The following is a 12,705-nucleotide window of genomic DNA, read 5'->3' on the forward strand; positions in this document are numbered from 1 at the left end:
CATGAGCGTTGCCCCCTACACCCGCGTCAAGGAATTCCTGAAATCCGGCCTGGCCCAGGGCGAATGGGTGCCGGGCGCGCAAATGCCGTCCGAGGCCGAGCTGGTAGCCCAGTTCCAGGTCAGCCGAATGACAGTGGGCCGTGCGCTGCGTGAACTGCAGGCCGAAGGGTTGGTCACCCGCGTGCAGGGCGTGGGCACATTCGCAGCACATCTGGGCCGCGTGTCGTCCACGTTGACGATCCGCGACCTGCACGAAGAGATCGTCGCGCGCGGTCACCGGCACCACGCGCAGGTGGCACTGGCCCGCGAAGAGCTAGCGTCTGCCGAGTTGGCCAGCCAATTGGGCTTGGCAAAAGACGCCGTCGTGTTCCATACACTGATTGTTCATTTTGAAAACGGCGTGCCGTTGCAATGTGAAGACCGCTATGTGAACCCCGCTTGCGCGCCCGATTACTTGCAAACCGATTTCACGCAGACCACACCCACGCAGTACCTGCTGGGCGTGGCGCCGCTGTGGGAAGCGCAATACTCCATAGAAGCAGGGCCACCCACCGTGCAAGAAGCCCGCCTGCTGGGCATCGCTACGCACGACCCCTGCCTGATCGTCGTGCGACGAACCATCAACCGCGACGTTCCGATCACGCTGGCACGGCTGGTGCATCCCGGCGCGCGTTACCAGATTCACGGACAGTTCAAGCCATGACAGCCAGCGCACCCACCATCGTTCACGCCAACGACACGCCGCCGCAACCGTGGCGCAATGGCGGAGGTCAAACGCGCGAGCTGCTGGCGTGGCCGCCCGGTACGGGATGGCAAGTGCGCATCAGCCGCGCGGACATTGAGGCCGACGGACCCTTCTCCGCCTTCCCGGATGTGCAACGCTGGTTTGTGGTGCTGGAAGGTGCCGGTGTGGCGCTGCACTTTGCCGATGGCCAGAAGATCTTGCACCGGGGTGATGCAGCTTTTGAGTTTGACGGTGCCGCAGCGCCGCTGTGCACACTTTTGGACGGGCCTACACAGGACCTGAACCTGATGGTGCGCAACGGCCAAGGTCGTATGCAAGCTGTAACAGTCGGTAAATCCTGGAACACCGCGCACGTCGCGCAGGGCCTGTACACCAGCGTTCCAGGAATTTGGAGCGACGGCAAACAGACTGCAGCGCTTGCAGCCCACACACTGCTGTGGAACCATGGCGACAACGCAGCTCTGTGGACATTTACACCCGAAACCCGAAACCGGCAAACCCTGGCTTGGTGGATTGCCTTCACACCCAACACACGATGAAACCGCTGACCCTTTGGCGTAACGCGCGGCTAACCACACTGGCGGATACCTCTGGCTGGGGTCTGGTGGAAAGCGGCGCGCTGCTGACACGCGGAGATACGTTGGAGTGGGTTGGTGCGATAGCTGCCATGCCCACAGAAGCGCGTAGCCAAGTCACGCAGGAACTTGACCTTGGCGGCGCACTCGTCACGCCGGGTCTGATCGACTGCCATACACACCTGGTCTATGGCGGTCACCGCGCCCATGAGTTTGAAATGCGACTGCAAGGCGCCAGCTACGAGGAAATTGCCCGCGCAGGCGGTGGCATCCGATCCACAGTGGCCGCAACGCGCACCGCCACAGACGCCCAGCTGTTGACCAGCGCTACCCAGCGCGCACGCACGCTGATGGCGGAGGGTGTCACAACACTGGAAGTCAAATCGGGTTACGGTTTGAGCGAAGCGGACGAAGCGCGCTGCCTGTCCATTGCACGCCAGCTTGGCGCCACGCTGCCTCTGACGGTGCGCACCACGTTTCTGGGCGCCCACGCACTCCCACCCGAATTTGAAGGCCGTGCAGATGACTATGTGACTGCCATTTGCGAATGGATGCCACGACTGCATGCCCAGGGCCTGGTCGATGCCGTAGACGCTTTTTGCGAAAACATAGGTTTCACGCTGGCGCAGACCCTCCGTGTCTTTGAAGCAGCCAGGGCCCTTGGCCTGCCGGTGAAACTGCATGCTGAGCAACTCAGCAATCTGGGTGGCTCCGCCATGGCCGCCGAGTTTGGTGCGCTGTCGTGTGACCACCTGGAACATCTGGACCTAGCGGGCATCCGCGCGATGGCAGATGCTGGAACGGTAGCCGTGCTGCTACCCGGTGCCTACTATTTTCTGCGCGATACCCATTTGCCTCCCATTGCTGCGTTGCGCCAACATGGCGTCCCCATCGCCGTGGCATCAGACCACAACCCCGGTTCGTCGCCTGGCCTCTCCCTGTTGCTGATGTTGAACATGGCCAGCACGCTGTTCCGCCTGACGCCCGAAGAGGCACTCCGCGGCGTGACTGTCAACGCCGCACGTGCGCTAGGCCTGCACGACCGTGGCACATTGGCAGTAGGCCAGCGCGCAGATTTTTGCGTGTGGAATGTGGAGCACCCGAACGAGCTGGCTTACTGGTTTGGCCACAACCCATGCGAACGTGTGATCGTGGATGGTCAGGAGAGGACCGTATGAACAAAGATATGTTTACCCTTTACAGCGGCGATGCACCGCTACTGGTCAGCGTGCCGCATGCGGGCACCTTGATTCCCGCCAACTTGCAATCGCGCTACACCGAGCGCGCGCTGAATGTCGAAGACACCGACTGGCATCTGGACGCGCTGTACAGCTTTGTGCGCGAGATGGGCGCCAGCTTGATCGTTCCGCATTACTCGCGCTATCTGATTGACCTGAACCGTCCCAGCGAAAACACGCCAATGTATGCAGGCGCCAACAACACCGAGCTGTGCCCTACGCGCTTCTTTACCGGCGAGCCGCTGTACCGCGATGGCAAAGCGCCCGACGACTTTGAGATTACGCGCCGCACCGACACCTACTGGCGTCCGTACCGGGAAGCGATTGACGCGGAACTCGCGCGCATCCAGGCCCGCCATGGCCACGCCGTGCTGTTTGATGCACACAGCATCAAGTCGCAACTGCCCTGGCTGTTCGACGGCCAGTTGCCCGACCTGAACCTTGGCACGGTAGAGGGCACCAGTTGCGCACCCGATCTGCGCAAGTCGCTGTCCAAGGTATTGCAAATGCAAGACACCTTCAGCCACGTGGTCGATGGCCGCTTCAAAGGTGGCCACATCACGCGCCACTACGGTCAGCCTGCACTGGGTTTGCACGCAGTGCAACTGGAGATGTGCTGGCGCTGCTACATGCCCGAAGAGCCGCCCTTCGCGATTGACCCCTGCAAATCTGCCCATGTGATGCCGGTGCTGCGCGCGCTGGTGCAAACGATGATTGATTGGCGCCCGCAATGACAGCTTCGGTTTTGTGGGCACCGCGGGCTTGGGTGCAAGGCCGGTGGCAAACCGACGTCTGTCTGGAAGTGGATGCGTCGGGGCACTGGAGTCAAATCAACGCCGATATCGCTAGGCCCCCCAAGGCCGCAACCGTCCTCGCTGGCCCCGTACTGCCCGGCATGGTCAACGCACACAGCCATGCCTTTCAACGCGCGTTCGCGGGCCTGGCCGAACGGCGCACTTCGGAGAATGATGACTTCTGGTCCTGGCGCGACCGGATGTATGGTGTGGCGCTGCGTGTCACGCCAGCGCAAATGCAGGCGATTGCCGCGCAGCTGTATGTGGAGATGCTGCAAGGTGGCTACACGCAGGTTTGCGAATTCCATTACCTGCACCACCAGGAAGACGGCGCGCCGTACGCTGACCAGGCCACGATGGCCTGGGCAGTGGCCGACGCGGCACAGCAAGCCGGTCTGGGCTTCACGCTGCTTCCTGTTTTGTATGAGCGCGCGGGATTTACGCAAGCCACGCTGCGCCCGGATCAGCGGCGCTTCGCTGGCACGCCAAGCTATATCGCATCGCTGCAGCGCGACATGGCCAATGCCAAGCGCCCACTGACCAATGCCGGTGTGGCCATCCATTCACTGCGCGCTGCATCGCCAGAAGCTATACGCGCTTTATTGGCAGAAGTGGGTGACGCAGACATGCCCATCCACATCCATGTGGCCGAGCAGATGCAGGAAGTCAACGACTGCCTGGCGCATACCGGCCAGCGCCCACTGGAGTGGCTGGTGCAGCAAAACCTTCTCGACGCCCGTTGGCAACTGGTGCACGCCACGCATGCCACTGCGGCAGAAATTCATCGCATTGCAGATCAGGGCGCGGGCATCGTCATTTGCCCCAGCACCGAAGGCAATCTGGGGGACGGTCTGACCGATTTGCCCGGCTGGCTCAACGCGGGCGTACCCATGGCGATTGGCTCCGACAGCCATGTCTGCCGCCAGTGGCCCGAAGAGTTGCGCTGGCTGGAATATGGCCAACGCCTGAACCTGCAACGCCGCAACGTCGCGGCCAGCCCAGCGCAATACGCGGGCAGCACAGCCGAGCGATTGTTTGAAGCAGCCCTGTCAGCAGGCGGCCCCGCAGCAGGCCAAAAAATGTGGGGATTGGAAGTGGGCGCACGGGCCGATGCGCTGGTTCTGGACCCGCAAAGCCCGGGCTTGCTGGGAGCCCCCGCTTCGCACACGCTGGACGCGCTGCTATTCGCAGCCGACAGGCCTGCTTTCAAGGATGTCTACGTGGCGGGTCGCCAAGTCATTGCCGACGGCCGCCACGCGGACCAGGCCTCCATCAGCGCGCGCTTTGCGCAGGTGATGCAAGGCCTGTGGGGATAGCCAACTACTTGGCAGCCAGCAGCGCTTCCATCTCGTCAATGATGGCGCTCATGCGCTTGTTCAGCGCCTGGTAGGGCTGCGGTGTGGCCATGTCCACACCGGCGTTCTTGAGCAACTGATACGGCGGCACCGAGCCACCAGCGCGCAGCACATTGAGGAAGGTGTCACGCTCTTCGGGCTTGCCGGTCAGGATGCGCTCGCCAAAGGCGGTGGCCCCGGCAATCGAGGTGGCGTAGACATACACGTAGAACGGGCGGTAGAAGTGGGGAATAAACGCCCACTCCTGGCAGTACTGCGGATCGATCTGCATCACGCCTGAATCGGCCCCGTGGTACTTCTTCAGCAGGCCGCAGTACATCTGTGTCATCTTCTTGCCCGACAGCGCTTCTCCGCGCTCCAGTGCATCATGCGTGGCCAGCTCGAACTCGGCAAACATGGTTTGGCGGAAGAAACCGCCGCGCAGGCGCTCCAGCGCTTCGCTCAGGTAAAACAGCCGCTCATCCTTGGATTTGGATTGTTTGAGCATGTAGTCCGACAGCAAGACCTCATTGGTCATCGAGGCCAGCTCCGCCAGAAACAGCGAATAGCCTGCCGTCTCAAACGGCTGGTTCTTGTTGGCCAGCATGGTGTGGATGCCATGGCCCCACTCGTGCGCAAACGTCGACATCGTGGCGAAGTTGTCCTGGTGGTTCAGGAACACGAACGGCACGATGCCGTACACGCCCGTCTGGTACGCACCGGATGATTTGCCTTCGACCGGATAGGTGTGCATGGAGCGCATGCTCAGTGCTTCCTTCAGCAGGCCCTGGTACTCCTCGCCCATGGGTTTCATTGCGGCCAGTGTCAGGTCTATCGCCTGGTCTGCAGGGTAGCTGCGGCCAATGTTGACCAGCTCAGGGTAGATGTCGTAGTAATGCAGGTCTGGCAGTTTGAGCAGCTTCTGGCGCAGCTTCAGGTAGCGGTGCAAAGTCGGCAACGCGGTGTTGGCCTCCGCCACCAGCGTGCGGTACACCGTTTCCGGAATTTCATTGTTGGACAGGCTGGCAGCCACTGCAGAGGGGTACTTGCGAATACGCGCATTCACCACACCCGCCTCGACTCTTGCTGCCAGCGTGGAGCCGTAGGTGTTCTCGTATTGCCCCAGCGCCTTGAAGAAGGCGTCAAAGGCCTGCTTGCGCACCGCGCGATCCGGGTGCTCGCGCAGCTTCTGATAACCCGTTTCGTTCACCTTGACTGGTTTGCCGTCTACAGTAATCGTGGGCCACACGGTGTCAGCAGTCGCCAGCAAGGTGCGCGTATTGGTGGGGGCACCGATGACGGGCGAGAACGCGGCGATAGCACCTTCGGCCTCAGCGCCAAGTGTGTGCTTTGCAGTGCGCAAGGTATCGCGCAGACGCACCGTGTGGTTCTTCAGACCTGGCTCGGCGCGAATGAAGGCTTCTACCTTGTCGCTGCCCAGAGCCTGGATTTCAGGATTGACCCAGGCAATCGCCGAACTGAACTGTCCGCCCAAGGCGCGCATCAGCCCAGCGCGCTCCTGGTTGCGGGCGTCGCGGTTGTCGGTGCTCTGCTGTGTGCTGGCGTAGACCGACAGGCGTTGCAAACGCCGTGTCAGCGCGGAGATGCGATCCAGCCCGGCGCGCAGGCCAGCGGCGGTGTTCAAAGTCCCCTTCAACGCCGATAGCGACGGCACCTCGGCCAACACGGCGGTGCGCTCTGCGTCCCAGGCGGCATCGGTGGCGTACAGACGGGTCAGGTCCCAAATAAAACGTGGGTCGGTGCGCGACAGGGCGGGCGCTTTGGTGGCATCTGCAGATGCTGCAGTTTGTGCCAGCGCACCAGTGCAGAAACACTGCAGCAGCGCGGCGCAGGCCAGCGCGGCATGGGTAGGCAGGAAAAACCGACGGGTCGAAATCGAGGGGTTCAAATCAAAGCTCCTAATTAATCTTTTGCAAACAAACGCGTGAGGTCCCGGTCTATCAATGCCGGATCGCCAGAATTTAACTCAATCAGGCGGCGCAGCCGGGTCAGGCTGACCACGTCGATGTCCAGGCACTCAATGCCGATCAGCGGCGCCTCCAGATGAACGACCTTGCCAGCCATCGTCAAACCTTCGCCATCGTCTGCCAGCGGCAGGCGCAGCCGACAGGTGTCATTCAGCGCCAGCGTGTGGGCCGCGTCGCTTTGTACTAGCGCACCCTTGAGCGCGATGTCCATCAGATGGACTTTGATCGTGCGGTCGCTCAATCGCAACTGAACGTCGGCATTGAAAGGAATGCGGACAAATTTGCGCAGGTCTTTGGCAGGGGCTTCGGTGGTTGGCATGCTGGGCTTTCAAAACGTGCAGGCAGGTTACGCGGCTTCGCGCGAATATGCAATGCAGAAGCGCCAACTAATCCGGCGCACCCCGGTACAGCCAGGGCACATCCAGCAATCGTGCGCCCAGCAGCTTGAGCGCCATGTTGCGCCCGGTGGCCATCAGACCGTCCAGATGGAATATCTCGCCGTTGCGGATGGCGCGGGCCTGTACACGGGCGTTACGCTGCCAGCGCACGTTCGCGTAGCGCTGCAAGGCGGCGGGAATATCCGTGTTCTCAGCCAGCGCTTGGGCCAATGCCGACGCGTCTTCGATGGCCATGCCCGCACCCTGCGCAAGGTACGGCCGCATCGGATGCGCTGCGTCGCCCAGCAAAGCGATGCGGCCCTTGGCATGTTCGGCAGCGCTTTGCATGGGTGGGCGATCGCTCAGCGCCCACAAGCGCCAGGTCGCAATCGCATCCACCAGATCCATCAGTGGGTGCGCGGCCCCCTGCATGCGGCGGCGCAGTTCATCGGGGTTGGCGCTCTGGTCCCACTGGCTGGGGTCGCCATAGACCTGGCCTTGCACGATGACCACCACGTTCAGCCATTCGCCGCGCTGCACCGGGTATTGCACCGCATGAAAACGCGGCCCCATCCACGCAGTCACCACGTCGGAACGCAAAGCGGCAGGCAGACTGGTTTGCGGCACCATGGCCCGGTACGCCAGATGCCGCGTCACACGGGGTTTGCCGTCCGAGACCACGCTGCTGCGCACGCGGCTCCACACGCCATCCGCGCCTACCAACAGCGGCGTGCGCAGCAATTGGCCGAGCGAAGTTCGTAAAGTCACGCCATCGGCCTCATGATCTACGGGGGTCACCGCCGTTCCCAGTTGCAGTGTGACGTCGGGCAGAGCTTGTACCGCCCGCAGCAGAATGCCATGCAGATCGGCGCGGGCGATGGTGCGATAGGCTGAGCCATAGCGCGCCACCATGGCCTGCCCGAGTGGCAACGTAGCAAGCAACTTTGCAGACATCGCACTGCGCACCTGAAGCGCCGAAGGCTTGAACGCAACCGCATCCAGCGCATCGGTCAGGCCCCAGGATTCCAGCACGCGCCCGACATTGGGGCCTAACTGGATGCCTGCCCCCACCTCACCGAACTGGGCAGCCTGCTCGATCAGATGCACACGGTGGCCCGAAAGGCCGCACGCCAGCGCTGCGGCTAATCCGCCAATACCGCCGCCTGCTATGACCATGTCGCTTGCCATGGCCTGATTGTCGCCGCGCTCAGGCGGATGTGTGTTGCGTCAGATCAACGCACAAAGGTGCTTAGCGGTCAGTCAGTAACTGCCGCAACACAAATGGCAGGATGCCGCCTGCGCGGTAGTAGTCCACCTCGATCGGCGTATCCACGCGCAATGTCAACGTGATCTCATGGGTCGAGCCATCGGCGCGCGTCACGCGCAGCGTGGCGTCGCTTTGCGGCGTGAGGTTCGCATCGGGGATCACATCAATGCGCTCATCACCCTTGAGGCCCAGCGACTGCCAAGAGTCCGTACCCTTGAACTGCAGCGGCAAGACGCCCATGCCCACCAGATTGGAACGATGGATGCGCTCAAAGCTCTTGGCGACGACGGCCTTGATGCCCAGCAACTGCGTGCCCTTGGCAGCCCAGTCGCGGCTGGAACCGGTGCCGTATTCCTCGCCCGCAAAAATTACCGTGGGCACGCCGTCGGCCATGTACTGCATGGCTGCGTCGTAAATGAACATCTTGTTGCCCTGGTCGGGGCCGTCGTGCTGGTAAATCGTCACACCGCCCTCTTCGCGCGAACCGGCGGCATCGGGCGGGATCATCAGGTTCTTGATGCGTACATTGGCAAAGGTGCCACGCATCATCACGTCGTGGTTGCCGCGGCGCGCGCCGTAGCTGTTGAAGTCGGCCTTCTGCACACCGTGCGCGCGCAGCCATTGGCCAGCCGGTGAGCTTTCCTTGATGGAACCTGCGGGCGAGATGTGGTCGGTGGTGATGGAGTCGCCGAACAGCGCCATGATGCGGGCACCTTGTACCGAGTCTGTCGCTGGAGATTCAGTGCCTTTTTTGCCTGCAGCGCCCGCAGAACGTGCGTGAGCAGCTATGGAATCCATAGCAAAGTCAGCGAAGAACGGTGGCTCTGCAATGTAGGTACTGGTAGGCCAGGTGTAGGCCTGACCGGCCACTCCTTTGATCTTGTCCCACAACACGCCCGGCTCGGTCTTGACCTTCGCGTAGTTCTCGCGGAAGGCTTTGCCCTTCATCGCGTACTTCAGCAGTTTGTAGATCTCGTCACTGGTCGGCCAGATATCGCCCAAATAAACATCTTTGCCGCCTTTGCCTTTGCCGACCGGCTCGGTCATCAGGTCGCGGTTGACGGTACCGGCAATCGCGTAGGCCACGACCAACGGCGGGCTGGCCAGGAAGTTGGCTTTCAGATTGGGGTGAATCCGCGCTTCGAAGTTGCGGTTGCCGGACAACACGGCGGCGCAGATCAAGTCGTTCTTGGTGATGACTTCGTTCAACTCCGGCGTCAGGTCGCCCGCGTTGCCGATACAGGTAGTGCAACCGTAGCCCGCCAGCGCAAAGCCCAGCTTTTCAAGGTAGGGCAACAGGCCGGTTTCGGTCAGGTATTCGGTAACGATACGTGAGCCGGGGGCTAGCGAAGTCTTGATGTGCGGCTTGACTTTCAGGCCCGCTTCCACCGCCTTCTTGGCCAACAGGCCGGCGGCCAGCAGCACGCTGGGGTTGGAGGTGTTGGTGCAACTGGTGATCGCCGCGATCAGCACGTCACCGTTACCGACGGTCACGTCCGAACCGCTGCCTGCCGCCACAGCGGTAGTGGAGGTGTTCGGTGCATGGTGGGCCGCCAGCGTGGGTTTGCTGCTTTCCATTTCCACCACCTGGCGTGGCGCGCCCAGCGGCGTGGGGGGAGACTTGGGTACCTTGGCTGGTGGCAGGTCGTCCCAGGTACGCGCGAGGTGGCGGGTGTGGAACACTGCCGCGCTCTGGTTGAAGCCGTTTTCAGAATTGGGCTTGGAGAACAGCGATTCGAACTGGCTCGCCACCTTGCCCAGCTCAATGCGGTCTTGCGGCCGCTTGGGGCCAGCGAGACTGGGCGTGACATTGCCCAGGTCCAGCTTCACCACCTGCGAGTAATCAATGTCGCCCGACTTGGGCACACCAAACAGGCCCTGCGCCTTGAAGTAGGCCTCAAAGGCTTCCATCTCGGGTTTAGTGCGGCCGGTACCTTCGAAATACTCCATCGTCTTCTCATCCACCGGAAAGAAGCCCATCGTCGCGCCGTACTCCGGCGCCATGTTCGCAATAGTGGCGCGGTCCGGCAGGCTCAGCGTGCGTGTGCCTTCGCCATAGAACTCAACAAACTTGCCGACCACCTTGTGGCGGCGCAGGATTTCGGTGACGGTCAACACCAGATCAGTCGCTGTCACGCCTTCACGCAAGCGGCCCGAGAGTTCAAAGCCCACGACGTCGGGCGTCAAAAAGTACACCGGCTGGCCCAGCATCGCAGCCTCTGCCTCAATGCCGCCACAACCCCAGGCCACGACACCAATGCCGTTGATCATGGTGGTGTGGCTGTCGGTGCCGACCAGCGTGTCGGGGTAGTACACACCGTCCGCCGTCTTGTGCACGCCGCGCGCCAGGTATTCCAGATTGACCTGGTGCACGATGCCAAAACCCGGCGGCACGACACGGAAGGTGTCAAACGCCTGCATGCCCCACTTCATGAACTCGTAACGCTCGCGGTTGCGCTGGAACTCCAGCTTCATGTTCAGGTCCAGCGAATTCTTCTTGCCATAGTGGTCCACCATCACCGAGTGGTCCACCACCAGATCGACCGGCACCAGCGGCTCAATGCGCTTGGGATCTTTGCCCAACTTCACCGCCACGCTGCGCATCGCGGCCAAGTCGGCTAGCAGCGGCACGCCGGTAAAGTCCTGCAGTACGACGCGGGAGACGACAAACGGAATCTCGTCGGTGCGCGCATCCGTGGGCTTCCAGTTAGCCACCTCCTCCACGTGCTTGGCCGTGACTTTTTTTCCATCGCAATTGCGCAATACAGACTCCAGCACGATGCGAACCGATACGGGCAGGCGGTGGATATTGGGGAACTGTTTGGCCAGTGCGGGCAACGAGTAGAACTTGCCAGTCTTGCCGGAGGCGGTTTTGAAGTTCTTGAGGGTGGAGGAAAAAGCGTGGGGCATGGGTTACTCCTTGTTTTGGATCATTGTGACGGAGTTGGAATGGGTTTGCATGTATCCGGGGTAAACCCATTCCACATTGGTTCTCGCCCGCTGACGGTGCGGGGTAGACCTCAAAGCGAATGTCCCCCGCCCTTCGGGCTCCTCCTTGATTTCGCAATGAGGCCTACCCCGCACCATCCGCTTGAGCAAACAGCACGCCTGAAATGAAATCGGGTCCCGGGCTTACCAGCACCGTTTCAGATCAGGCGGGTTGGGTGCTCCCCTGGGCGGAATCAAGGAGGAGGCCGAAGGCCGGGGGACATCCGCTGAGGGGAGTACCCGACCTGCCTGTTCCCGAACTAACGCAGGACTTCCAGCGCCGCAGCCAACCGCGCCGCTCCGGTGCCAGATATATGCACCACGGGTTGACCGACGCGCGCCAGCTCCGCCTCCAGCATCGCCTGAATCGGCGCCCGCACATGGTCACCCTCGCGTTGCATGCCGTCGGCCTCCCAGGGGATGTCGGACTCCAGCAGTAGCGTTAGCGCATAACGCGTGTGCAGCATCCGGGCCGACGCCAACAGCGACTTGTCACCAAAAATGAAATCGCTGTAGATCGCCGTCAGCAAAGGCGCAGTGTCACAAAACACCCAACGCTTGCTTTCCGATTGGGCCCGTTGCAGAGCCGCTTCTTCCTGCTGGTACTGGGTTTCCATGATGTGCGCTTGCTCCCGCGGCACCGGCGTGCGTCCGCGTGCGTCGCAAAAAGTACGCAAATACTCAGGCACCCAGAGCCCATCCAACTGCTGCGCTAAAGCCTGCGCCAGCGTGGTCTTGCCAGTGCACTCAGCACCGATAAGGCAGATAAGTTGGGTTTGCATCAGCGCGATACGGAAGTACGTTGCAGGTAGCGCTGCTGCCAGCCCCACCAGCCCCAGAACGCCAGGCCCAGAAAGATGACGTAAAGCATCACGGTCAAGGCCAAGCCCTTGTATGCAAACAACGCAATGCTGGCCACGTTGACGATTACCCAGGTGGGCCAGTTGTCAATGAACTTGCGGCCCAGCAACACGGTGCCAACGATGCTGCCCGCTGTCACAAAGCCATCGGCCCAGACCACGTCAGAGTCGGTGACAAAGTGCAGCAAGGCACTGCAGATGAGCCACAGCACCAGCCAGGATGCAGCCGTCTTCTTCAGACCCAATGCATCCAACTTCTCCACATGCAGCGGCTCGTCACTGTCGCCCCTGTGCCCGCGCAGCCATTGCCACCAGCCCCACACTGCAGCCACAGCGAAAAACACATTGACGCTGGCCTCGCCGTACAAATGGCTGGTGTAAAACAACCACGCGTACAGACCGCTGGCCACAATGGTCAGCGGCCAGCCCCAATGGATTTCCCACACGTTGCAAGCGATGTTGGCCAGCGCCAGCACAAAGGCCAGCACCTCCAGCCAGGTCACCGGTGTGCCCATCAAGGTGAATGCAGTTTCCAGCAT

The 12,705-nt window shown here is 61.7% G+C and carries 11 protein-coding genes; 5 read left to right on the forward strand and 6 right to left on the reverse strand.

Annotated elements, in window-relative coordinates; translation table 11 throughout:
• Nucleotide 1 precedes the first annotated feature (1 nt).
• From hutC to AC1DV6_RS16675, 5 genes are read left to right on the forward strand one after another with little or no spacing between them, the layout of a single operon-like run.
• The gene (gene hutC, locus AC1DV6_RS16655; RefSeq protein WP_477979380.1) at nucleotides 2–703 is read left to right on the forward strand and encodes a histidine utilization repressor; all 702 of its coding nucleotides are present in this window, start codon (nucleotides 2–4) and stop codon (nucleotides 701–703) included.
• Nucleotides 700–1,284, forward strand: a complete 585-nt coding sequence (locus AC1DV6_RS16660) for a HutD/Ves family protein (protein ID WP_477979382.1) — start codon at nucleotides 700–702, stop codon at nucleotides 1,282–1,284. Before hutC ends, AC1DV6_RS16660 begins: the two co-directional genes overlap by 4 nt.
• On the forward strand, nucleotides 1,281–2,498 hold the full coding sequence (gene hutI, locus AC1DV6_RS16665; RefSeq protein WP_477979384.1) for an imidazolonepropionase: 1,218 nt from the start codon (nucleotides 1,281–1,283) through the stop codon (nucleotides 2,496–2,498). Before AC1DV6_RS16660 ends, hutI begins: the two co-directional genes overlap by 4 nt.
• Entirely contained in the window at nucleotides 2,495–3,292 is a 798-nt protein-coding gene (gene hutG, locus AC1DV6_RS16670; protein WP_477979386.1) for an N-formylglutamate deformylase, read from the forward strand. The genes hutI and hutG overlap by 4 nt, the downstream gene beginning before the upstream one ends.
• Entirely contained in the window at nucleotides 3,289–4,668 is a 1,380-nt protein-coding gene (locus AC1DV6_RS16675; RefSeq protein WP_477979388.1) for a formimidoylglutamate deiminase, read from the forward strand. The genes hutG and AC1DV6_RS16675 overlap by 4 nt, the downstream gene beginning before the upstream one ends.
• 4 nt (nucleotides 4,669–4,672) lie before the next feature.
• On the opposite strand, the gene pepF is transcribed toward AC1DV6_RS16675, so the two are convergent.
• The 6 genes from pepF to pnuC form a co-directional block, all read right to left on the reverse strand.
• Nucleotides 4,673–6,595: an oligoendopeptidase F gene (gene pepF, locus AC1DV6_RS16680; RefSeq protein ID WP_477979390.1), complete on the reverse strand. Its 1,923-nt coding sequence runs from the start codon at nucleotides 6,593–6,595 to the stop codon at nucleotides 4,673–4,675.
• Between the two features lie 14 nt (nucleotides 6,596–6,609).
• The gene (locus AC1DV6_RS16685; RefSeq protein WP_477979392.1) at nucleotides 6,610–6,993 is read right to left on the reverse strand and encodes a PilZ domain-containing protein; all 384 of its coding nucleotides are present in this window, start codon (nucleotides 6,991–6,993) and stop codon (nucleotides 6,610–6,612) included.
• A 67-nt stretch (nucleotides 6,994–7,060) separates the two neighbouring features.
• Nucleotides 7,061–8,239, reverse strand: coding sequence for an FAD-dependent monooxygenase (locus AC1DV6_RS16690; RefSeq protein WP_477979394.1), 1,179 nt, complete (start codon nucleotides 8,237–8,239; stop codon nucleotides 7,061–7,063).
• Nucleotides 8,240–8,300: 61 nt separating this feature from the next.
• Nucleotides 8,301–11,228: an aconitate hydratase gene (locus AC1DV6_RS16695; protein ID WP_477979396.1), complete on the reverse strand. Its 2,928-nt coding sequence runs from the start codon at nucleotides 11,226–11,228 to the stop codon at nucleotides 8,301–8,303.
• A gap of 338 nt (nucleotides 11,229–11,566) precedes the next feature.
• Entirely contained in the window at nucleotides 11,567–12,088 is a 522-nt protein-coding gene (locus AC1DV6_RS16700; protein WP_477979398.1) for an AAA family ATPase, read from the reverse strand.
• Nucleotides 12,088–12,705 carry a nicotinamide riboside transporter PnuC gene (gene pnuC / locus AC1DV6_RS16705; protein WP_477979400.1) on the reverse strand — a complete coding sequence of 206 codons (618 nt, stop codon included), beginning with the start codon at nucleotides 12,703–12,705 and terminating at the stop codon, nucleotides 12,088–12,090. Before pnuC ends, AC1DV6_RS16700 begins: the two co-directional genes overlap by 1 nt.

Source organism: Rhodoferax sp. P2_H8_2, from assembly GCF_056403235.1.

Excerpts from the sequence above, each read along its gene's own strand:
- hutC (WP_477979380.1), top strand. The coding sequence starts at position 2 with ATGAGCGTTGCCCCCTACACCCGCGTCAAGGAATTCCTGAAATCCGGC.
- AC1DV6_RS16660 (WP_477979382.1), top strand. The coding sequence starts at position 700 with ATGACAGCCAGCGCACCCACCATCGTTCACGCCAACGACACGCCGCCG.
- hutI (WP_477979384.1), top strand. The coding sequence starts at position 1,281 with ATGAAACCGCTGACCCTTTGGCGTAACGCGCGGCTAACCACACTGGCG.
- hutG (WP_477979386.1), top strand. The coding sequence starts at position 2,495 with ATGAACAAAGATATGTTTACCCTTTACAGCGGCGATGCACCGCTACTG.
- AC1DV6_RS16675 (WP_477979388.1), top strand. The coding sequence starts at position 3,289 with ATGACAGCTTCGGTTTTGTGGGCACCGCGGGCTTGGGTGCAAGGCCGG.
- AC1DV6_RS16685 (WP_477979392.1), bottom strand. The coding sequence starts at position 6,993 with ATGCCAACCACCGAAGCCCCTGCCAAAGACCTGCGCAAATTTGTCCGC.
- AC1DV6_RS16690 (WP_477979394.1), bottom strand. The coding sequence starts at position 8,239 with ATGGCAAGCGACATGGTCATAGCAGGCGGCGGTATTGGCGGATTAGCC.
- AC1DV6_RS16695 (WP_477979396.1), bottom strand. The coding sequence starts at position 11,228 with ATGCCCCACGCTTTTTCCTCCACCCTCAAGAACTTCAAAACCGCCTCC.
- AC1DV6_RS16700 (WP_477979398.1), bottom strand. The coding sequence starts at position 12,088 with ATGCAAACCCAACTTATCTGCCTTATCGGTGCTGAGTGCACTGGCAAG.
- pnuC (WP_477979400.1), bottom strand. The coding sequence starts at position 12,705 with ATGCTGGAAACTGCATTCACCTTGATGGGCACACCGGTGACCTGGCTG.